The following is a 19679-nucleotide window of genomic DNA, read 5'->3' on the forward strand; positions in this document are numbered from 1 at the left end:
ATTTAATGTGTCAATTAAGGAATAAGTTGCTTAAAAGTCGTTGCTACTTCTATCATAATCAAAGTCCGAGAAATCGTCTGTTTTAAGATTGTATTCTTCACAGTCCAGTTCAATACTTAATGGCCTTTCAGGTTTTTGGAATGGCCCTTTGGTGATTCCCAAGCTAGGATCATTATAAACCTTGGTCATGTATTTAACCCAAATTGGACGGGCGGTTCTTGCTCCCTGTCCATTGAGCCAACTTCTAAAGTGTACAGCGCGGTCATCACCTCCAACCCAAACACCACTTACAAGGTCTTTGCTAAGTCCTATATACCATCCATCAGAGGCATTTTGGGTTGTTCCAGTTTTACCACCAAGTTCATTGTCCGTTCTTAAGCTCATAGGAATACCCTGACTGGTACCTCCTGTTTCTTCGAAACCTCCCATAAGCATATGTAGCATCAGATAGGCATGTTCCTCGCTCATTGCAGGTTTTTTTCTGGCGGGGAATTGGTGAAGGACATTGCCATTTTTATCCTCAATCCTATCGATATAATAAGGTTTTATGTGTTCTCCTTTATTGGCAAAAGTACTCATGGCCCCTACCATTTCTAAAATAGATACATCACTGGTTCCTAATGCCAATGCCGGTACTGGGTCCAAGTCACTGGTAACCCCTAATCTATGAGCTGTCTCAACTACTACTTCAGGGCTTATTTGCTTCATAATATAAGCAGTGATGGAGTTGATAGATCTTGCCATAGCTTGCCTAATGGTCATTTTCTCATAGGAGAATTTTCCGTCAGCATTGTTAGGTATCCAAGTCGGTTGATCGGGGATATTGATTTCTACTGGTTGATCTACTACCGTATAGCAAGGACTATAACCATTTTCAATGGCAGCGGCATAGACAAAAGGTTTAAAGGTAGATCCTGGCTGTCGCTTACCTTCCCGCACATGATCATACTTAAAATATTTATGGTTCAATCCACCTACCCAGGCTTTGATATGGCCAGAGTGTGGGTCCATTGAAACAAATCCTGTTTGAAGGAAAGTTTTGTAATACCTGAGAGAATCCATGGAACTCATAAGGGTATCGATTTCACCCCTCTCCCAAGAAAAGACTTTCATTTTTTTCTTTTCATTGAGTTTAATGTCAATTGAATCGGAACCTGCTCCATATTTATTTACCAAGACCCTATAAGCCTCGGTTCTTTTGATCATAGTTTCGAGGAAATTTGGAATCACTCTATTATCACTGTCGATCCAAGGTTCTCTTCCTCTGAGTTCCTTTTCAAATTTAGCCTGAAGCTCTCTCATATGTTCATCAACAGATTCCTCAGCGTACCTTTGCATTCGGCTATCAATGGTGGTATATATTCTCAGTCCATCTCCAAAAAGGTCATAGGGCTTACCATCAACCTTTAAGTTCTCATTGGTCCATTTGATTAAGTCAGCTTTTACGATTTCCCTAAAATAAGTGGCCAGGCCGCGGTTGTGGCTTTCTACATTATAGTCCAACTCCAGTGGCAATGAGGAAATAGAATCATATTCCACATCAGTAATGAATTCATACTTTCTCATCTGGTTTAGAACAGTATTCCTTCTCCTTAGGGAGTTGTCAGGATTATAAACCGGGCTGTAATAGGTTGGGGCCTTGAAAAGACCTACGAGTACAGCTGACTCCTGAATAGCAAGATCTTTTGGCGTTTTATTAAAGAATGTTTTTGAGGCTGTTTTAATCCCATAAGCATTACTCCCAAACTCTGAAGTGTTCAGGTACATGGTGATAATTTCATCCTTGGTATACGCTTTTTCCAGTTGGGTAGCGACAATCCATTCTTTGGTCTTTATGATTAGCATTCTCAAACCAGGAATTCTACTTAATGACCCTTGAGATTCAGCCCCTCTGGTCTTGAACAAATTTTTTGCTGTTTGCTGACTAAGCGTACTTCCGCCCCCTGCGCTACTTTGTCCAAGTAGAATTGTCTTGAAAAATACCCTGGCCAATCCTTTCAAGTCAATACCTGAATGGTCCTCAAAACGAATGTCTTCAGTGGCAACCAATGCTTGTATCAAATTCGGCGAAAGTTCATTGTATTTAACTGGAGAACGGTTTTCTCTATAATATTTCCCAAGTAATACGCCGTCTGCAGAATAAAGCTCTGATGCCAGTTCACTATCAGGGTTTTCCAGGGTCTTAAAATCTGGCAGCTCACCATATAGCCCCAAAAAATTAACACTTACCGACCAAATGAATATGACAAGACCTAGCAGTCCTGCAAAAAAAATGATCCAAAGGGACTTAACTATTTTACCTGCAAAACTGCTGCTTTTTGTGGTTTGTTTTTTCTTACTCATGACTTTATTGATAAGAAGCCTTATAGAAAGCTTCATATTCTGGGATGTCTTTTCTTTTGTTTAACTGTTGGAAGTTTTCTAATGAAATTACAAAACTACTCTTTTTTATTTCCTCTGATAAAGCTTGGGACTTAAATTCTGTTAAGAACTTATTTCTATAATCCAATGCCTTGGCTGCATTCGAAAAAGGACTTACCAAAACAATAGAACGTTCCCTCGTAAAGGATAGGCTACCTGTTCTCAACCTAGAATTTGGATAATTTTTATTATGGAAATTTTCCATATCGGCAGTTAAATTTTTTGATTTATCTATTTGCTCAGGAGCTACTGCCAAGATAAATATATGTGTCTGGTTAGGATTTATTTTATAAATAGATTCTGTTTTAAGACTGTCTGTGCTTGTATCTTCTTCAAGTTGTTGATCTTGCCTAGCTAGTGAATCTGCAGCCGCTAGATTATTTTCATTGTCGGTCTTTTCAGTTTCTTTTTCGCCTGTTAAGGCAATAAGCATATTTCTTGCCATTTTTTCTAAATCGGCACTTTTGGTTGTGTTTATGTATTGTTCTAAACGTTTTTTATAAATTTTTTGATCGTCTATTTTCCCTGCTATCATTATATCAAGCAATAGTAATTTGTCGGTTACCGAAGTCAGGGGGTAATTGTCCAAGGTGCTACGGATAATTTGACGAGACTGCATATAGTCATTTGCCTGATAGAGATCATAAGCTTTACTATAATTGGCTGATGCATTTTTGTTGGCAATAGTGCCTGAGGATTTTTCTACAGGGTTATTGACTGACTTGGTGAAAGGAGATTCTGGGAATTCCTTGTTAAGCCTATTGGCATAATAGTCCGCATTACCACCTGTTTGCTCCTCAATAAGGTGTAAGGTATAATACGCTTCTGGTTTCTTATCTGAATCAGGATATTTTTGAATGAGATCATGTAAATATTCTCTCGCCATATCAGGTCTGGCTAAATCAAAAAACAATACCTTTCCTAGCTCAAAGTAAGCGCTTTCCAATTCATCATTAAGCTTTGAAATGGCTTTTTCATCCTTTGGGATATTGGCTAATAGACTTTCCTTGGATGGGAGGGAAGAACTGATTTGTGTATTGGTATCTTGGGTTTTTACTGAGTCAATATTTGTATTCGTGTTCTCGATTCCAGATCCAGGTTGATATCCGCTGGATTTTCTTCTCCAGTCATCGGCAAGTGCCCTGTTTCCCCAGCTTTTGAAAAATTCAATTTCTCCTTGCTGAATAGCTGTTGGATTGTCAAAATAAAATGAGGCTGCAGATCCATTGCCCCCAAAGGCCAAAAGGTTATTGAAAATATTGGCGTTTCTTTTGTCTGTTTTTTTCTCTGCCTCGGCCAATAGCCTAGCTTCTTCCTTTTCCAGAAATTTATCAGCGATTTCTTCTTGTTGTTCTTGGCTCAATTTGCTTAATGCTATTAAACTGTCATTTTCTTGGATGATTTCATAATTGAAGGTGAAATTGTCCAAGACTTCTTTTTTGTTCATTAGGGCATTATAACTGTTGTCTGTCGGTTTGAAATTCTGTAATGCACTGTCCAGATAGTATTTTGATGATTGATAATCTTCTTTCTGATTGAAATATACTTCTGCTAGTTTCTGGTATATATAGCCTTTTTGCTTGTTGTTCTTTCCTTGCTCCTGTGCTGCTTTATGAAGGAGACGAATGGCTTCTTCAGTTTCATTTTGTTTTAATTCAAACAGGGCCTTCTCGTATAGCACTACATCCCTTAGGTCTATATTCTTTCTGTTTTTGTACAGGTCGTCGTAATAAGCGCGGACTTTTTTAAAGTCCTTGCTTTTTTCAAGTTCGGCAACTTGCTGTGAGTATAGCTGAGAGAAAAATGCTCTTTCGTAAGGAGGGTTGCCATCCATGGCATTTTGGTAATAGGAATAGGCTTGTGCATCAAATCCAGCCCTTTGGTATAATTGCGCTAAAGTAAAATATAACCTAGAGGCCTCTTTCGAATCTGAGGTGTGTTCCAATGTTTTTTCCAGGGCAGCTATTAAGCCATCTGTTTCGTTCCTTATCTCATAATAATAGGCCAAGGTTTTATACAGGATCCTTTTGTTCTCTTTGCTGATCTCTTCTTCTTTGGATAGAAAATCAATTACATAAGCTGCATTGTCAAACTTTCGCTGATCGATAAATATCCGAAGAAGTTGTACAAGGGACCTGTGTCTGACCTCATCGTTTTCACTTTCTACGTTTAAGTATTTGAAGGTGTTTATGGCATCGTCTGTTTGGGCTTCATAATAATCTATGAGCCCAATGAGGTAATAACTGTCATCCACCCAGTTACTGATCCTGTGCCAATCAATTGCCTTGGCTGCCAATTCCCTCGCTTCCTCCAAAGTTTCTTCATTTTTATCAACTGTTGCACTATCGATTGGTAAAAAAACAGGGAGTACTTGGCTATAATCTTCTTGGTAAGCATCCGAAAAACTTTTTTCAGCTTCATCAATTTTTTCCTTTGCAAGGAAATAGGCGTTGAAATGCGCCGTTACATTGTGGTACAAGCGGTTGGTAAAAGTGTCTTTTTGAGAGGAGCACCCAATGGCCATGATAATTAAAAAGATGAATAAATAGGAATGATTTCTCACTTTCACATTTTCATTATTGTTATAAAATCCCAAATTAGTGCTTTTGAATCAATAATGTAAACGCTACGGTTTAATATTATATTTTTGTAACTTAATAAACTGGGAAAATAACGAACTCTTGAGCCTACAACAGAAGATTAGAAAATGGATTGATGATAAGTACCTCTTTGTGATAAGAAGGGAAGAGGACTTTTCAGTGATCACTTCTTTAAGTATCAATAAGGTTAAATTTGGTTTTATCCTTGTTTTTACCTTATTATGCTTTTTCCTTATTTCTTTGATTATGACCAAAACCATTTTGGCTAGTTGGTTTGATCCGGGATATCAGGAGTCGGAAAATATGAAAAAGATTTTTGCCCTTTCTCAAACTGTTGATTCATTGATGCTAGAGTCAGCGGCAAAGGATAAATACATAAAAAATATTCAACAGATTATTGCTGGAGAATATGTTTCTGATTCATCAGTTGTTGCCAATGATGATTCGGTAAATCAAAATAGTATAGCTTTCAGCACCCCAAGGGATGAGGATTTGTTTAAAAAGGGAGAGGCTTCAAAAAAGGTGATAGAAGAATTTGAAGCGATGCCCCCTGGAGAGGGGAGTTTTGAGCGAATTTCCAATAGCTCTTTTACAGAGACTTATTTTTTCTCTCCGCTAAAGGGTGTAGTGACAAGTAGTTTTGATCTGACCGAGGATCATTATGGAGTGGACTTGGTGTCAGAGGAAAATGAACCTGTAAAATCAGTGGCAGATGGGACGGTGATCATTGCCAGCTGGACACTGGAAACAGGTTATGTGATCGGAATACAGCATTCGAACGAATTGATTTCAATATATAAGCATAATTCGGTATTATTGAAGTCAGTCGGTGAACCGGTAAGTGGTGGCGAAGTCATATCTGTGGTGGGTAATACAGGAGAGCAAACTACAGGCCAGCACTTACATTTTGAACTATGGTATAAAGGAAATCCTTTAAATCCACAAGAATTTATAACCTTCGATTAAATATGTTTACTAAAGGAGAAGAAAAAAAATCAGTTGCGGAGATGGTGAACTCCAGCAATGTCATTGCCAAAGAAACCACCATTAAAGGGGATATCATCACCTTTGGAAATATTAGAATTGAGGGCACGGTAGAAGGGACCCTGAATTCTAAAACTAAAATTGTTATTGGCGAATCGGCACTTTTGGAAGGTAATGTAGAGACTAAGGAGGCTGAGATAGCAGGTCGAATAGTTGGGACTATAAAATGTACAGAGATTTTGTATTTGAAAAAATCAGCAGTTATTGATGGAGATATCTATACGAAGAAGCTGATTATAGAAAATGGAGCTGTATTCAATGGAATCTGTAAGATGAACGAAATGGAATCTTCTGATAATTCCAACACCTTAAAAAAGAATGGTGTGGCTAATGATGAAAAAGCAGGAGCAAAAAAAGGAAAAGAAGTTGTCGCAGGATAATTATCCTGAGTACGTTAAATATATCGGCCTAGCCTTTCAGATGTGTGCCATAATAGGTTTTGGCACTTGGCTAGGCTTGAAGGTGCAAGAGAAAAGCCAAATAAAATTCCCTGTTTGGCTTCTTCTTTTTTGTTTTGTGTCTATCGTCATTGCTTTTTACAGCTTATTTAAATCCATGAAACAGGATTAAAGCGGAAAGCCCGAAATATTGTTTTATTTTTGCGGCCAATAAAAATTAATAGAAATGAGGTTTATTAAGTCGCATGTAGGGGCATTGGTGGTGCTAACCCTGTTTATTGTAGTTTTAACTTTGATACTACAATATTTCTTGCCCAACGTGATTCATCCTAGGGTTTGGCAGATTATTATTTTTTATTTTGTACTGATGTTGTTGAGTGGGCAGTTGATTCAATTCTTGCTAAAACAATCAGAAGAAAATTCTGTAGCTATAACCTTGGGAGCTACTATTCTTAGGTTTTTGGCCAGTTTGATTTTTATTGCTATTGTGCTTTTCACAAAGTTGGATGCTAAGATTTTGTTTTTTGCTGACTTCTTTGTGATCTATTTGTTGTATTTGTTGTTTGATATATACAGCTTAATAACTAACTTGCGCCCTCATTCTAAGTAGGTCTATAATAAATTAGTTGATGTTTCGTAAGTTTCTGTGCATAAGCACCTTGTTATCAGTGTTTTTACTGGTAGTTTCAACTGCGACTTTTGCCTCTTCTGAGGAAGGCGGAGAAAATAAGACAGGTTTCATCATGCACCATATCAAGGATTCGCATGAGTGGCACTTTGCTACAATGGGGCATACCCATGTGACATTGCCTTTGCCTGTGATTATTTATTCAGCTGACCGTGGGCTTGAGTTTTATTCTTCTTCGGATTTTCAAGATCACGAGACGCATAAGTTCGGGGTTGAGCACAATGGTTATTATATCAATGAACATGACAAGCTACATGCTGTAGATGAAAGTAGGTCTTATATTGATCTTTCGATAACTAAGAACGTGGCGATGCTAATAATAGTTCTTGCTGTTGTGTTTTTCTTAGTGTTTTCAGCTGTTAGAAATTACAAAAGAAATCCAAATGGGGCACCGAAAGGAATTGCTTCGTTTATAGAACCTTTGGTGTTGTTTGTGAGGGATGAAGTGGCTAAGCCAAATATTGGTCCCAAATACAAGAAATTTACACCATATTTATTGACTATATTTTTCTTTATCTGGATTGGGAACTTGCTTGGCTTAGTGCCAGGTGCGGCCAACCTGACAGGTAATATTGCGGTGACAATGACCCTAGCCGTATTCACCTTTTTTGCTACCAACCTTAATGGAAACAAAGATTATTGGAAGCACGTGGTTGCCACTCCAGGTGTGCCATGGCCACTTCTTGCAGTAATTGTACCAGTAGAAATTATCGGTTTGTTTACTAAGCCGTTTGCCTTGATGGTCCGACTTTTTGTTGCGATCACAGCGGGCCATATTGTAATCCTTAGTTTCATCGGTTTGATATTCGTTTTTGAATCTTATGCCGTTGGTGTTGCGAGTACTGTGATGGTAGTGTTTATCAACTTGATTGAATTGTTGGTGGCGACCATTCAGGCTTATGTATTTACATTGTTCTCTGCCATGTATATAGGTTCAGCGGTAGCAGAACATCATGATCATTAAATTTCTTTGTTCAATTTATAAATAATAACACGTATGTTAACTTCATTATTATTGACTGCTGGCATCGCCCTTTTGGGTGCTGGTATCGGTGCTGGAATTGTAGCGATAGGCGCAGGTCTTGGTATCGGTAGAATCGGTGGTCAGGCTATGGAAGGTATTGCAAGACAACCTGAAGCAGCTGGTAAAATCCAAACTGCCATGTTGATTATTGCTGCCCTTATTGAAGTGGTTTCCCTATTTGCGGTAGTAGTTTGTCTACTTATTGCTCTTAACGAGAACATCACTTTCTAAGAAGTACAAAGAACGGGGGCAAATGTTAGGTTTGTCCCCTCCTTTTAAAATTTGGACAAAACAAATTAAAATTTAATATAGATGGATCTTATAATTCCTGGTTCTGGATTAATCATTTGGCAAATTATTGGTTTTGGGATTTTATTGATTATCCTAGGTAAATTTGCGTGGAAACCAATTCTTTCGGCTCTAGAAGAGCGTGAAAGTGCCATCGAGGGAGCTCTTAAGGCTGCGGAAAATGCCAGAAATGAAATGGCTAACCTTAAAGCTGAAAATGAAAAATTGCTTCAGGAAGCAAGGCTTGAAAGGGATCAGATTTTAAAAACTGCTAATGAAACTTCTGCTAAGCTAATCGAGCAGGCAAAAGAAGAAGCTTCTACTGCAGGTGCAAAAATGATCGAAGATGCTAAAGCGGTAATTGAAACAGAGAAAAAAGCAGCTTTGACCGAAGTAAAGAACCAAGTGGCTTCTTTGGCTTTGGACGTAACAGAGAAATTGTTGCGTAAAAAACTAGATACTGAAAAAGAGCAAAAAGAGTTGGTAGAGGAGTTTGTAAAAGATCTTAAGTTAAATTAACCAAAGAAAATGTCAGCAAAAAGAGTCGCTTCTCGATATGCCAAGTCTTTGATAGAATTGGCAGTAGAAAAAGGAGTACTTGAAGAAGTACACCAAGACATGCAACAACTTCTTTCTTTGGTTGGGTCAAGTAGGGATTTTGGACTTTTATTGAAGAGTCCAATCCATAAATCTGAACTTAAGCTTAAGGTTATTAAGGAGTTGTTTTCAAAATCAGCCCAAGAGCTAACTTTGTCTTTTTATACCATACTGTCTAAAAAGAACAGGGAAAATCTATTGCCAGAGATCGCAACTGAATACCATGAGCAATACAATGATCATAAGGATATACAAGTTGCCGATCTTACAACCACTTTTAAGATAGATGATTCGATGAGAAAGCAATTCGAAGCAGCTGTCAAAGAGATCTCCGGAAGGAGTAAAGTGGAGTTGGTAGAAAAGATCGATAAAGATATAATAGGAGGGTTTGTGTTGAAAGTCAATGATCGTCAGTTGGATGAAACCATGGCTAGTAAACTTAAGGCACTTCGACTTGAGTTTTCGAATAATCATTTCGAAAAACAGTTTTAAAAATAACATAGCAAAAACAATATAACTATATTCAAGAATGGCAGAAGTAAGACCTGATGAAGTTTCGGCGATATTGAGAGAACAACTCTCTGGCGCTAAAACTGAAGCTGAACTGGAAGAAGTAGGTACCGTCCTACAAGTTGGTGATGGTGTAGCCAGAATTTACGGACTATCAAAAGCCCAATCTGGTGAGTTGCTTGAGTTTGATAGTGGACTTAAAGCAATGGTACTTAACCTAGAAGAAGACAATGTTGGTGCAGTACTTTTCGGTGACTCTAAGGGAGTTAAAGAAGGTGATACTGTAAAAAGAACCAAGCAAATTGCCTCTATCAAAGTAGGTGAAGGCATGTTGGGTAGAGTAGTAGATACTCTTGGTCAGCCAATTGACGGAAAAGGACCATTGGAAGGTGATCTATATGATATGCCTTTGGAACGTAAGGCTCCTGGTGTAATCTATCGTCAGCCGGTTAATGAGCCACTTCAGACAGGTATCAAATCGATCGATGCCATGATTCCAATCGGAAGAGGGCAGAGAGAATTGATTATTGGTGACCGTCAGACAGGTAAGACTGCTGTAGCCATCGATACCATTCTTAACCAAAAAGAATTTTATGATAAAGGTGAGGCTGTATTCTGTATTTATGTAGCCATAGGTCAGAAGGCTTCTACAGTAGCAGGTGTTGTTGCTGCTTTGGAAAAAGGCGGTGCCCTACCGTACACAGTAGTAGTTTCTGCTTCTGCAGCTGATCCAGCTCCGATGCAGTTCTTTGCGCCATTTACTGGTGCTGCTATTGGTGAGTTCTTCAGAGATACAGGACGTCCTGCTTTGGTTGTTTATGATGACCTTTCTAAGCAAGCCGTAGCTTATCGTGAAGTATCTCTACTTCTAAGAAGACCTCCAGGACGTGAAGCATATCCTGGTGATGTATTCTACCTTCACTCAAGATTATTAGAGAGAGCAGCGAAAGTGAATTCTTCGGATGCTATCGCAAAAGAAATGAACGATCTTCCTGAGTCTATCAAGCCATTGGTAAAAGGTGGTGGATCTTTGACTGCCCTTCCAATTATTGAAACTCAAGCAGGTGACGTTTCAGCCTATATACCTACCAATGTGATCTCTATTACTGATGGTCAGATTTTCTTGGAAACCAACTTGTTTAATGCTGGTATCCGCCCTGCTATTAACGTTGGTATTTCCGTGTCAAGGGTAGGAGGTAATGCTCAGATCAAATCAATGAAAAAGGTTTCTGGTACGCTTAAGCTTGACCAGGCTCAGTTCCGTGAACTGGAAGCATTTGCTAAGTTTGGTTCTGACCTTGATGCAACTACCAAGAGAACTATTGAGAGAGGTCGTAGAAACCAGGAGATTTTGAAACAAAATCAATACTCTCCAGTGAGAGTAGAACTTCAAGCAGCCATTATTTACGCTTCTACGAAAGGATTGATGGATGCTGTACCAGTTGAAAGAGCTAGAGAATTTGAAAAAGAATTCTATAACCTATTGACAAGCCAGTATCAAGATTCATTGACAGCTTTGAAAAAAGGTGACTTGGATACCGCTGGTAAGTTGTTGGAAAAAGCAGCAAAAGAACTTACACCTAAGTACGCAAAATAATTTATATATCCACTTCTCTATTCAGATAGGGAAGTGGAATCCTATATTCTCTATTAGTAAATATGGCTAACTTAAAGGAAGTAAAAGAAAGGATCAACTCCGTAGTTTCTACTCAGCAAATCACCAAAGCTATGAAAATGGTGGCTGCGGCAAAGCTTAGGAGAGCTCAGGATAAAATTACCCAAATGCGTCCTTATTCTCAGAAATTAACTGCCATTCTTAATAATGTTTCTTCTGGAAATGAGGGTAGCAGCGATTTGGTATATGCTGAAAAGCGAGAGGTAAACAATGTACTTATCGTTCCTGTAACTTCTGACAAAGGCCTATGTGGTGCTTTTAATACTAATATCATCAAAGCCAGTATGGCTGCCATCAATACTGAGTTTGCAGGAAAGAATATCACAGTACTTCCTTTAGGGAAAAAGGCTTTAGATACCTTCAAAAAGCAGGACTTCAAATTGGTAGATACTTATTCCGATGTGTTTTCTGATGTGTCTTTTGATGCTGTGAGAGAAGCAGCTGAGCACGCGATGGAAGGATTCACTGACGGCACCTATGATAAGGTGGTATTGGTGTATAATGAATTCAAAAATGTAGCTACTCAGATTGTTAGAAATGAACAATTTCTACCAATGGAGCAAGAAGCTTCTGAAGAATCAGCTGCAACTACTGTTGACTATATCATGGAACCATCTAGAGAGTACATAATACAAGACTTGGTCCCAACTTCATTGAAGATACAATTCTACAAAGCTGTTTTGGAAAGTAATGCTTCTGAACATGGTGCTAGGATGACCGCAATGGATAAGGCAACAGAGAATGCTGGTGAGTTACTTAAGGAACTGAAATTGATGTATAATAGAACTCGTCAAGCAGCTATTACAAATGAAATACTTGAGATTGTTGCTGGTGCGGAAGCATTGGGAAGCAATTAAGAAAAATAGAAAGTAAAGCAAACAAAAAAACTCTCCATGAAAATGGAGAGTTTTTTTGTTTTATACATTAACGTGTCTTTCAGCATGGTAGGATGATCTAACCAAAGGTCCTGATTCCACATATTTGAGGCCTCTTTTAAGACCTTCTTCTCTGTAATGATCAAACAGGTCAGGATGAATAAATTCAGCAACTTCGATGTGCATTTTAGTTGGCTGAAGATATTGTCCCAAAGTTAGGATGTCACAGCCGTGTTCAGCAAGGTCATCCATGGCTTTATAAACTTCTTCTTTAGTTTCTCCTAACCCCAACATGATACCTGTTTTGGTTCTCTTACCGTATTCTTTGGTAAGTTTTATTTGTTCAAGGGATCTGTAATACTTTGCTTGAGGTCTTACCCTGCGATAAAGGCTCTCCACAGTTTCCATATTATGAGAAACTACTTCCTGTCCACCATCGATCATCCTGTACAAAGCATCCCAATTTGATTTAACATCGGGGATCAAGGTTTCAATAGTAGTTTCAGGTGATAGTTTTTTAGTTTCTATAACGGTTTGATACCATATTTCTGCCCCTCTATCTTTTAACTCATCTCGGTTTACAGAAGTAAGTACAGCATGCTTTACCTTCATTAGGTGAATGGCCTCAGCTACTCTTCTGGGCTCATCTTGGTCATATTCAGGTGGGCGTCCTGTGGCTACTGCGCAGAAAGAACAAGATCTGGTACATACATTTCCAAGGATCATAAAGGTAGCTGTTCCAGCTCCCCAACATTCACCCATATTTGGACAATTACCACTTTCGCAGATGGTATGTAATTTATGTTCGTCTACGAGTTTTCTTACATTCGCATATTCCTTACCAACAGGAAGTTTAACTCTCAACCAATCTGGCTTTTTGCGTTTTTTGGACTCTTCTGAAATTACGGGTAGTTCAATCATCTCTCTATCTTAACTTAACGCGAAATTAAGGTTTTACATATTCAAAACCAATTTGTACTCTATTTCCTGAAACCATAGAACAAAGTAAAATACACTGATTGAAAAACCTGACGGTTCTCTACAGTGGGCATGAGTTCTATTTCTTTAGTAAAACCTTCTAATTGATAGCCTAGTTCCACTCCAGTGACATTTGATTTAAATACGCCAAACTCAAATGATAAAGCAGCTTTTGCATTGGCACCTATAGCTAATTCCGACTCTCCAATACCTTCAAATAATCTTCCTGGCCCTAAAAAGTAATTTAGGGTTTGGTGGATCTCCGGATCATATTGAGCCCTTGAAACTTCTGTTCTTACTGTGGAATACTCTATATAATAGGGCGCGACTACACCTATGGTAGGACCTATTGCTGAAAGAACTGATATTTGAACACCTTTTTGAGGTGCTTTTTTGAAAAGGATCAATTCTCTACCGTATTGGGGGCGTACGCTATATAGGTAATTTGATTTACCATAGATGAAACTGTTTCCAAGTCCAGTAGTATATCTGCTTTCCCTAGGATTTTTGACGTTGGCCAGCTCTAAAGAGAAAAACTGAAAGTTCTCTTCATTTATTCTAGACCCAATTTTTAGATATAGGCCTCCAATAAGACCTCCATTGGTGTTTTTATTGACTCCAAATAGAATTTCCTTATCATAGTCATAATCTCCCGCTTCACGACCCTGTGCCATCAATAGAAGCGGACATGCCCATAATAGTAGGATTAAAAGATATTTTGTTTCTTTTGCCATATTTCCTAAGAAATTTAACGCTAATTTTGTTGTTTAAGTTAACAAACTATATATAAAAATAAAGGTTTATGGCTACTATTAAAAGTTACTACCCTGGAAATCTCCGAACGCAAGCTGAGCATATTCAATCTGGAAACGAAATTATTACTGATGCTCCTGTGGATAATAATGGCAAAGGTGAATTTTTCTCACCAACGGATTTGGTTGCTTCTGCTTTGGGAAGTTGTATGGTTACTATTATGGGAATTGTGGCTAATAGGGAAAATGTGCCTCTGGAGGGCTTGAATTGGGAGGTGACAAAGATCATGAATGATCAACCTAGAAAAATAAAGGAAATTGTTATTGACTTTAATTGGGATCATCCTTTGGAGGATGAGAAGATTTTGCAGAAGCTAAAAAATGCCGCAAAGACTTGCCCTGTTGCACTGAGTTTATCTGATGAGGTAAAGCAAACCATTAATTTTAATTTTTAATTTAATGCAATTTTTTAGAAGTAGGTGTAGCATTTTTTTTTCTCTCTCCGTCTTATTAGTAAGCATAGCATAAAAAGCCATTCATTTGGATCAACAATTAATTGAGGAAGCCAAACGGGGTCAGCCCAAAGCTTTAGAAACGCTTTATAAGCATTTCTATGGCTATGCTATGAGTATTGGTCTGAGGTATTCGAATTCAAGGGAAGAAGCCTGTGAAATTGTTAATGATAGTTTTATGAAGGCTTTTGACCGATTGGATCAATATTCTGATTCTAGTTCATTCAAGGCTTGGTTTAGAAGAATTGTCATCAATACTGCTATAGATAGTTACAGGAAGAACTTGAAGCATTATGCCGCTATGGATATTGAAAAGGCTAGTGCGGAAAGCTATGACCCCAATATAATCGATGAATTGTCCAGAGAGGACATATTAATGGCTTTAAGGGAATTGCCGGAAGTCATGAGGGTGATTTTCAATATGTATGAAATAGAGGGTTATTCGCATAATGAGATTGGTGAAGAGCTCGCTATTCCTGCCAGTACAAGTAGGACGTATTTGGCTAGGGCTAAGCAAAGATTAAGAAATAAGATAATTGAGTTAAATAAAATAAAAGATGAAGGAGCAATTCGATAAACGACTTGTGGAGAAGATCAGGGACTCCTTCCAAGATTATGAGGAGCCCTTTGCCCCAGGTGAGTGGGAAAAGTTCTCTCATGCCTATTTTAATAAACCTAAGAAAAGGAAGCGGATAGCTTATTGGCCTTTTTGGGTTTCCGGGATTGCAGCTTCCTTATTGTTGCTTTTCTTCTTCCTGCCTTTTGAGAAAGAGATAGATGAAAGTTTGACAGCAATGAGAGAAGAACCTGCCATTATTAGAGGCTTAGCTCCTAAAAATGTGGATGAGGTGCCGTCTGTGATAGAAGATGAATCTCGTTTGGCTGATGCATTTGAACAAAAGGTTCAGGAACCCGCTAGACCAATAGCTTCTGATAATGATGTTTCAGTTTCTTCCGCTAATGAAACCGGAATGATTACTGAACAGCAGAAAATTCAAGGGGAAAGAGCGCATAATATTGACAATAAGATAGCTTTCGATCTATCTCCCTTGGCATTTGAGCTTCCCGAAATTAACTTGATCCCAGAGCATATAGAGCATGATTTAAATACTGGAATAGCTTTTTCTAATGAAGTCCAGACAGAGCAGTTAGATGAGGTAGATGCACAAGCTTGGGTAGAGAAATGGAAAAATGGAGACGATGATGGGAAAACTAACTCTGAAACAATTATAAAAAGGAAAAGAGAACACAACCCTTTTAGAATCGGCGTGATAGGTGGACCACAATCAGCTTCCAATCAAGTTTCAGGTATGCAGTTTAGCGGTGGTGTAATATCTGAATTTTCTTTAAGTAATAAACTTAAAATTGATGTAGGTGTTACTTATGCTCGTCAAAATATAGAAGCCAACAGCAGTGCTGAGCTTCCTGAAGCTATGACCATGAGGGCCTCTATGGCTGCTGACGCCAATTCTTTTACCAATGACTATATAGGATCAGAGTATACTTTGAGTTATTCAGGTTTGGATATTCCGATCAACTTAAAGTATAAGGTACTGGATAAGAAGAATACTAATATGTACCTCATAACAGGGCTTTCCAGCATGGTATATTTGGATCAAGAGGGAAGTGAGACTTTTTCAGTAGATTCAAAGTTTACCAGCAATGCAGTAGGGGATCTTCAGTTTGCTAGTACGGTTCAAGAATACACGGAAAGTTATAGTCCAGGATCTGGTGATTCAAATGTGGATTTAGGGAAAATGCTCAACCTGTCCTTTGGTTATGAATATAACCTGACAAACGGAACATTTCTTTCGATAGAACCCTTTTATAAACTTCCACTGGGAAATTTGACTTTCACCAATCAGCAGTTTTCCATAGGAGGAGTCAACTTACGAATGAATTTTCAATTCAAAAAATAAATTAAACTTACCAACGATGAAAAGATTTTTGACTACAGTTTTAGCACTTTCGATGAGTGCAATGATGTTTTCTTGCCTGCAGGAAAAAGAGACGGAATTTGAAAAAAATAAGAAGAGAGACGATCAAATTCTTTCTGAATATATTAGTGCCAATGGGATTGATGCAACAGAGACTACTGCCGGTTATTATTATAAAAAAGATGTGGAGAATGAAGATGGTGCCAAACTCAATGATGGAGATATTATAGGAATCTATTATGAAATGGAAAGCTTGGATGGCTCCTTTATTGGTGCTCATACGGAAGCTGATGGAGAGCCGGTTATCTTTCAATATGATATCAGCAGACAGACCCTAGCGCCTTTAGCTATCAATTTAGCCGTAGGTTTGTCCAATGTCGGAGAGACCTTGACCTTATATGTACCGTCTTATAATGCCTTTGGAGATTTTGGGTATGGGCAATTATTCCAAGCGCATACCAATATGATCATTAAGGTCACTTTTGCTAAGATTTATCCTGAACAGGAAGTGGATGCAATCGAGGACGATATGATTAATGCATATATTTCAGAAAATGAGCTAGAGGGTTTCGTGATGAAAGAGAGTGGAGTTTATGTGAAAGTGGTGGATGAAGGAGACGTTTCTACGGATAAAAGCAAGAATGGAAATGATGTTTCATTTACTTATGAGCTATTTCAATTAGGCGAAGAGGATCCCTTCTCAAAAATGGAAAGCAATCCATTAACCACAACTTTAGGGGATACTGATAATATGGGTTTCTTAAATATAGGGCTCAATGATTTACATGAGGATGCAGAAGTTGAGGTCATTGCTCCGTCTAGTCAAGCCTATCAAGTAACTGCACAGGTGATTCCCAAAGAGATAAGAGGTCAATATTTTGAAATGGGATATTTAAACAGTGTGGTAAAACCATTTGAGCCAATTCTTTTTAAGGCCAAAGTAACTGGAATCAATTAATAAGTGATTGGTATGATTTGTAAAAGCCTTTTGGGATCTTTCCCAAAAGGCTTTTTTATTTTTTATTAAGGTTTGATCATTTGTTTTATGAAGTTCAATTCCCAAATTTGCTTGAAATATAAACCCGATTGAAATGAGTTATTTATTTGAAGACTTTAAAGGTTGGAAGTCCTATTGCGAGGAAAGAAAACTTAATTTGTTTGAGCCTGTCCTGGAGTATGAAATGGATCAAGGAGATAAGTGCGAGGAAGATGTATGGTCAGGGCTACAAAATGCTTTTTCAGTAATGAAAGAAGCGGTCAATACAGGATTGGCAGAAGAAATGAAGTCCAGATCAGGCATGATCAATGATGGAGCAAAGAAAGTATTTAATCATCCCTTGGCCGTATTGTCACCTGAGTTTCAAAAGCTAGTATCTAGGGCGCTTGCAGCGAAGGAGGTCAACAGCTGCATGGGTAGGGTGGTAGCAGCCCCCACGGCAGGAGCCTCAGGGATATTGCCGGGTACTTTGTACACGCTCCAGGAGATTCACCAATTAGATGATAGAAAAATTTTGGAAGGTATCTTGGTAGGAGCTGGGATCGCTTTAGTGATAGAACAAAATGCAAGTTTGGCAGGAGCAGTTGGAGGTTGTCAAGCTGAAACGGGGTCAGCAGCTGCAATGGCTTCTGGAGCAATGGTTTACTGCTTGGGCGGTGATATAGACCAGGTCTTCAATGCAGTAGCTATTACTATTCAGTGTATGTTGGGATTGATTTGTGATCCTGTAGCAGGCCTGGTAGAAGTGCCTTGTGTTGTTAGAAATGCCAGTGCTGCAGCCATTGCAAATAGTTCTGCTCAAATTGCATTGGCGAATGTCAGTGGGGTAATTCCTGTGGATGAATGCGTAGAAGCGATGGGGGAGGTAGGTGCCAGTATGGAAAATAAATATAAAGAGACCGCCTTGGGAGGCTTGGCAGCAACACTTACAGGAAAAAGTGTAGCCAAGAAGGTGTTGATCAATGATATAGAGATTTTACCGGATGATGAATCAGCCGATTAAATTATTCAAAAATGGAATGGTCATAAGTCTATTTATGGTTAGGCCGAAGAAAAGAGACCAGCAAATGGCACTTATGAGCATATAGGAAAAAATCCTTCTTCTTTTTACGCCAAAGGAAGTCATTACTATCGTTCCACCTATTGGAGTAAGGATCAATGGGGTGATTGCTGCAACTCCCCATGCTCCAAACTTTTGCCATACTTGAATAATCTTTCTGTTTTTTGAAGAGAATTTTTTAGGTTTTTTTTTGGATTTGGTGGCCCATTTTTCTTTGATCCATTCCCCTAAAAATGTAAATATCAATACACTGGTCATCATTCCAGATACAGTTACAAATACTATTTCTATTACCGTATAATCGGCCGCAGTACCCAATACTGGCCCACCAATAAACTTAAATAGGCAGACAATATAAATAGCCAAGAACTGTAAAATGTACTCTATCATTATAGTAGAAATATTAAATAGACAGCATAAGCCCCCAGTAACAGTACCCCTTCTCCACGGCTTATCTTATATCCTGATCTCATCAGTGGAAAAAGCAGCAGGGTAAACCCTATCATCCAAAGAAAGTCGCTATTAAGAAAAAGCTCACTTACTTCAATGGGCTTTATAATAGATGTAACACCTATGATGGATAGAATGTTCTGCAAATTACTCCCTAAAATATTACCAAGTGCAATATCCGTCTCTTTTTTTATGGCTGCCAAAACGGAGGTGGCCAACTCAGGAAGGCTTGTCCCGATGGCAATGATGGTTACGCCAATTATTCGTTCGCTAATTCCATATTCCTTTGCTAAAGTAATGGAATTATTGACCAATAATTCTGAACCATAATATAAACCGATAATACCAGCCAATACCAATAGGATGGCTTTCAATATTGGCTCCTTTTTGACTTTTTCAGCGTCTTCATCGGAGAACTCTTCTAAATCGTGATCTACTTTTTTGAAGAGAAACCAATTGACAAATATTAATAGGGTAAAAAGAACAAGTCCTTCAATGGTACTGATAATATTATTAAGTGACAGTAAATAGAAGAGGACAGTTGAAATTAATGTAAAGCTAAAGTCCCATTTTAGTGTGCTTGATTTTAATAATATGGGGTAGATTATTGCAGTAATCCCCAGAACCAATGTAATATTGGAAATATTGGAGCCAATGACATTTCCAATGGCAATATCATTTGTGCCTTTTAAAGCAGCGGTAACACTGACTAACAGCTCAGGTGCAGAAGTTCCAAATGCCACTATAGTCATCCCAATGAGGCTTGGGCTAAGTCCAAGTTTCGCTGCAATGGACGAAGCTCCGTCAACTAATACCTTTCCTCCTGTCAAAAGGATGACAAATCCGATAATCAATAAAAAGTAGATCACAATT

Annotated in this window: 21 protein-coding genes; 15 read left to right on the forward strand and 6 right to left on the reverse strand. The window is 38.4% G+C overall.

Annotated features, from left to right (window positions below; all coding sequences use genetic code 11):
• Positions 1-30 precede the first annotated feature (30 nt).
• Positions 31-2343: a penicillin-binding protein 1A gene (locus H7U17_RS01020; RefSeq protein ID WP_186753880.1), complete on the reverse strand. Its 2313-nt coding sequence runs from the start codon at positions 2341-2343 to the stop codon at positions 31-33.
• Positions 2344-2347: 4 nt separating this feature from the next.
• The gene (porW, locus tag H7U17_RS01025; protein ID WP_186753882.1) at positions 2348-4945 is read right to left on the reverse strand and encodes a type IX secretion system periplasmic lipoprotein PorW/SprE; all 2598 of its coding nucleotides are present in this window, start codon (positions 4943-4945) and stop codon (positions 2348-2350) included.
• 157 nt (positions 4946-5102) lie between these two features.
• Between porW and H7U17_RS01030 the strand changes: the two genes are divergently transcribed.
• From H7U17_RS01030 to atpG, 10 genes are all read left to right on the forward strand, one after another.
• Positions 5103-5987 (forward strand): M23 family metallopeptidase, encoded by an 885-nt coding sequence (locus H7U17_RS01030; RefSeq protein WP_186753884.1) that lies wholly within the window; start codon positions 5103-5105, stop codon positions 5985-5987.
• A gap of 2 nt (positions 5988-5989) precedes the next feature.
• A complete protein-coding gene (locus H7U17_RS01035) occupies positions 5990-6445 on the forward strand; it encodes a bactofilin family protein (protein WP_186753885.1) in 456 nt (151 codons plus the stop codon).
• A complete protein-coding gene (locus tag H7U17_RS20705; RefSeq protein ID WP_186754880.1) occupies positions 6399-6635 on the forward strand; it encodes an AtpZ/AtpI family protein in 237 nt (78 codons plus the stop codon). Before H7U17_RS01035 ends, H7U17_RS20705 begins: the two co-directional genes overlap by 47 nt.
• A gap of 54 nt (positions 6636-6689) precedes the next feature.
• Entirely contained in the window at positions 6690-7073 is a 384-nt protein-coding gene (locus H7U17_RS01045; protein ID WP_186753887.1) for a hypothetical protein, read from the forward strand.
• A 19-nt stretch (positions 7074-7092) separates the two neighbouring features.
• Complete coding sequence (gene atpB / locus H7U17_RS01050) at positions 7093-8115, forward strand: F0F1 ATP synthase subunit A (protein WP_186753888.1); 1023 nt, start codon at positions 7093-7095, stop codon at positions 8113-8115.
• A gap of 33 nt (positions 8116-8148) precedes the next feature.
• Positions 8149-8406 carry an ATP synthase F0 subunit C gene (atpE, locus tag H7U17_RS01055; RefSeq protein WP_186753890.1) on the forward strand — a complete coding sequence of 86 codons (258 nt, stop codon included), beginning with the start codon at positions 8149-8151 and terminating at the stop codon, positions 8404-8406.
• A gap of 81 nt (positions 8407-8487) precedes the next feature.
• On the forward strand, positions 8488-8982 hold the full coding sequence (locus tag H7U17_RS01060; RefSeq protein WP_186753892.1) for a F0F1 ATP synthase subunit B: 495 nt from the start codon (positions 8488-8490) through the stop codon (positions 8980-8982).
• Between the two features lie 9 nt (positions 8983-8991).
• Positions 8992-9552 carry an ATP synthase F1 subunit delta gene (gene atpH / locus H7U17_RS01065; RefSeq protein ID WP_186753894.1) on the forward strand — a complete coding sequence of 187 codons (561 nt, stop codon included), beginning with the start codon at positions 8992-8994 and terminating at the stop codon, positions 9550-9552.
• Positions 9553-9589: 37 nt separating this feature from the next.
• Entirely contained in the window at positions 9590-11167 is a 1578-nt protein-coding gene (atpA, locus tag H7U17_RS01070; RefSeq protein WP_186753896.1) for a F0F1 ATP synthase subunit alpha, read from the forward strand.
• Between the two features lie 62 nt (positions 11168-11229).
• Positions 11230-12102 (forward strand): ATP synthase F1 subunit gamma, encoded by an 873-nt coding sequence (gene atpG / locus H7U17_RS01075; RefSeq protein WP_186753897.1) that lies wholly within the window; start codon positions 11230-11232, stop codon positions 12100-12102.
• Positions 12103-12162: 60 nt separating this feature from the next.
• Here the strand turns inward: atpG and lipA are convergent, their stop codons facing one another.
• Both lipA and H7U17_RS01085 read right to left on the reverse strand, forming a co-directional pair.
• The gene (gene lipA / locus H7U17_RS01080; protein WP_186753899.1) at positions 12163-13041 is read right to left on the reverse strand and encodes a lipoyl synthase; all 879 of its coding nucleotides are present in this window, start codon (positions 13039-13041) and stop codon (positions 12163-12165) included.
• A 59-nt stretch (positions 13042-13100) separates the two neighbouring features.
• On the reverse strand, positions 13101-13832 hold the full coding sequence (locus tag H7U17_RS01085; protein WP_186753901.1) for a hypothetical protein: 732 nt from the start codon (positions 13830-13832) through the stop codon (positions 13101-13103).
• Between the two features lie 68 nt (positions 13833-13900).
• Between H7U17_RS01085 and H7U17_RS01090 the strand changes: the two genes are divergently transcribed.
• The 5 genes from H7U17_RS01090 to sdaAA all read left to right on the forward strand — a co-directional run bounded on the left by H7U17_RS01090 (position 13901) and on the right by sdaAA (position 18299).
• Complete coding sequence (locus tag H7U17_RS01090) at positions 13901-14305, forward strand: OsmC family protein (protein ID WP_186753903.1); 405 nt, start codon at positions 13901-13903, stop codon at positions 14303-14305.
• 85 nt (positions 14306-14390) lie between these two features.
• Positions 14391-14939 (forward strand): RNA polymerase sigma factor, encoded by a 549-nt coding sequence (locus tag H7U17_RS01095; RefSeq protein ID WP_186753905.1) that lies wholly within the window; start codon positions 14391-14393, stop codon positions 14937-14939.
• Positions 14920-16281: an outer membrane beta-barrel protein gene (locus tag H7U17_RS01100; protein WP_186753907.1), complete on the forward strand. Its 1362-nt coding sequence runs from the start codon at positions 14920-14922 to the stop codon at positions 16279-16281. The genes H7U17_RS01095 and H7U17_RS01100 overlap by 20 nt, the downstream gene beginning before the upstream one ends.
• 16 nt (positions 16282-16297) lie before the next feature.
• The gene (locus H7U17_RS01105) at positions 16298-17257 is read left to right on the forward strand and encodes an FKBP-type peptidyl-prolyl cis-trans isomerase (protein WP_186753909.1); all 960 of its coding nucleotides are present in this window, start codon (positions 16298-16300) and stop codon (positions 17255-17257) included.
• A gap of 133 nt (positions 17258-17390) precedes the next feature.
• Positions 17391-18299 carry an L-serine ammonia-lyase, iron-sulfur-dependent, subunit alpha gene (sdaAA, locus tag H7U17_RS01110; protein ID WP_186753911.1) on the forward strand — a complete coding sequence of 303 codons (909 nt, stop codon included), beginning with the start codon at positions 17391-17393 and terminating at the stop codon, positions 18297-18299.
• On the opposite strand, the gene H7U17_RS01115 is transcribed toward sdaAA, so the two are convergent.
• Positions 18288-18746 carry a hypothetical protein gene (locus H7U17_RS01115; protein ID WP_186753913.1) on the reverse strand — a complete coding sequence of 153 codons (459 nt, stop codon included), beginning with the start codon at positions 18744-18746 and terminating at the stop codon, positions 18288-18290. The two genes, sdaAA and H7U17_RS01115, sit on opposite strands and share 12 nt — an antisense overlap.
• Positions 18746-19675, reverse strand: coding sequence for a calcium/sodium antiporter (locus H7U17_RS01120; RefSeq protein WP_186753926.1), 930 nt, complete (start codon positions 19673-19675; stop codon positions 18746-18748). Before H7U17_RS01120 ends, H7U17_RS01115 begins: the two co-directional genes overlap by 1 nt.
• Positions 19676-19679 lie beyond the last annotated feature (4 nt).

This window comes from Echinicola salinicaeni (assembly GCF_014280965.1).
Taxonomy (GTDB): domain Bacteria; phylum Bacteroidota; class Bacteroidia; order Cytophagales; family Cyclobacteriaceae; genus Echinicola; species Echinicola salinicaeni.

Excerpts from the sequence above, each read along its gene's own strand:
- H7U17_RS01020 (WP_186753880.1), bottom strand. The coding sequence starts at position 2,343 with ATGAGTAAGAAAAAACAAACCACAAAAAGCAGCAGTTTTGCAGGTAAA.
- porW (WP_186753882.1), bottom strand. The coding sequence starts at position 4,945 with ATGGCCATTGGGTGCTCCTCTCAAAAAGACACTTTTACCAACCGCTTG.
- H7U17_RS01035 (WP_186753885.1), top strand. The coding sequence starts at position 5,990 with ATGTTTACTAAAGGAGAAGAAAAAAAATCAGTTGCGGAGATGGTGAAC.
- H7U17_RS20705 (WP_186754880.1), top strand. The coding sequence starts at position 6,399 with ATGAAAAAGCAGGAGCAAAAAAAGGAAAAGAAGTTGTCGCAGGATAAT.
- H7U17_RS01045 (WP_186753887.1), top strand. The coding sequence starts at position 6,690 with ATGAGGTTTATTAAGTCGCATGTAGGGGCATTGGTGGTGCTAACCCTG.
- atpB (WP_186753888.1), top strand. The coding sequence starts at position 7,093 with ATGTTTCGTAAGTTTCTGTGCATAAGCACCTTGTTATCAGTGTTTTTA.
- atpE (WP_186753890.1), top strand. The coding sequence starts at position 8,149 with ATGTTAACTTCATTATTATTGACTGCTGGCATCGCCCTTTTGGGTGCT.
- H7U17_RS01060 (WP_186753892.1), top strand. The coding sequence starts at position 8,488 with ATGGATCTTATAATTCCTGGTTCTGGATTAATCATTTGGCAAATTATT.
- atpH (WP_186753894.1), top strand. The coding sequence starts at position 8,992 with ATGTCAGCAAAAAGAGTCGCTTCTCGATATGCCAAGTCTTTGATAGAA.
- atpA (WP_186753896.1), top strand. The coding sequence starts at position 9,590 with ATGGCAGAAGTAAGACCTGATGAAGTTTCGGCGATATTGAGAGAACAA.
- atpG (WP_186753897.1), top strand. The coding sequence starts at position 11,230 with ATGGCTAACTTAAAGGAAGTAAAAGAAAGGATCAACTCCGTAGTTTCT.
- lipA (WP_186753899.1), bottom strand. The coding sequence starts at position 13,041 with ATGATTGAACTACCCGTAATTTCAGAAGAGTCCAAAAAACGCAAAAAG.
- H7U17_RS01085 (WP_186753901.1), bottom strand. The coding sequence starts at position 13,832 with ATGGCAAAAGAAACAAAATATCTTTTAATCCTACTATTATGGGCATGT.
- H7U17_RS01090 (WP_186753903.1), top strand. The coding sequence starts at position 13,901 with ATGGCTACTATTAAAAGTTACTACCCTGGAAATCTCCGAACGCAAGCT.
- H7U17_RS01100 (WP_186753907.1), top strand. The coding sequence starts at position 14,920 with ATGAAGGAGCAATTCGATAAACGACTTGTGGAGAAGATCAGGGACTCC.
- H7U17_RS01105 (WP_186753909.1), top strand. The coding sequence starts at position 16,298 with ATGAAAAGATTTTTGACTACAGTTTTAGCACTTTCGATGAGTGCAATG.
- sdaAA (WP_186753911.1), top strand. The coding sequence starts at position 17,391 with ATGAGTTATTTATTTGAAGACTTTAAAGGTTGGAAGTCCTATTGCGAG.
- H7U17_RS01115 (WP_186753913.1), bottom strand. The coding sequence starts at position 18,746 with ATGATAGAGTACATTTTACAGTTCTTGGCTATTTATATTGTCTGCCTA.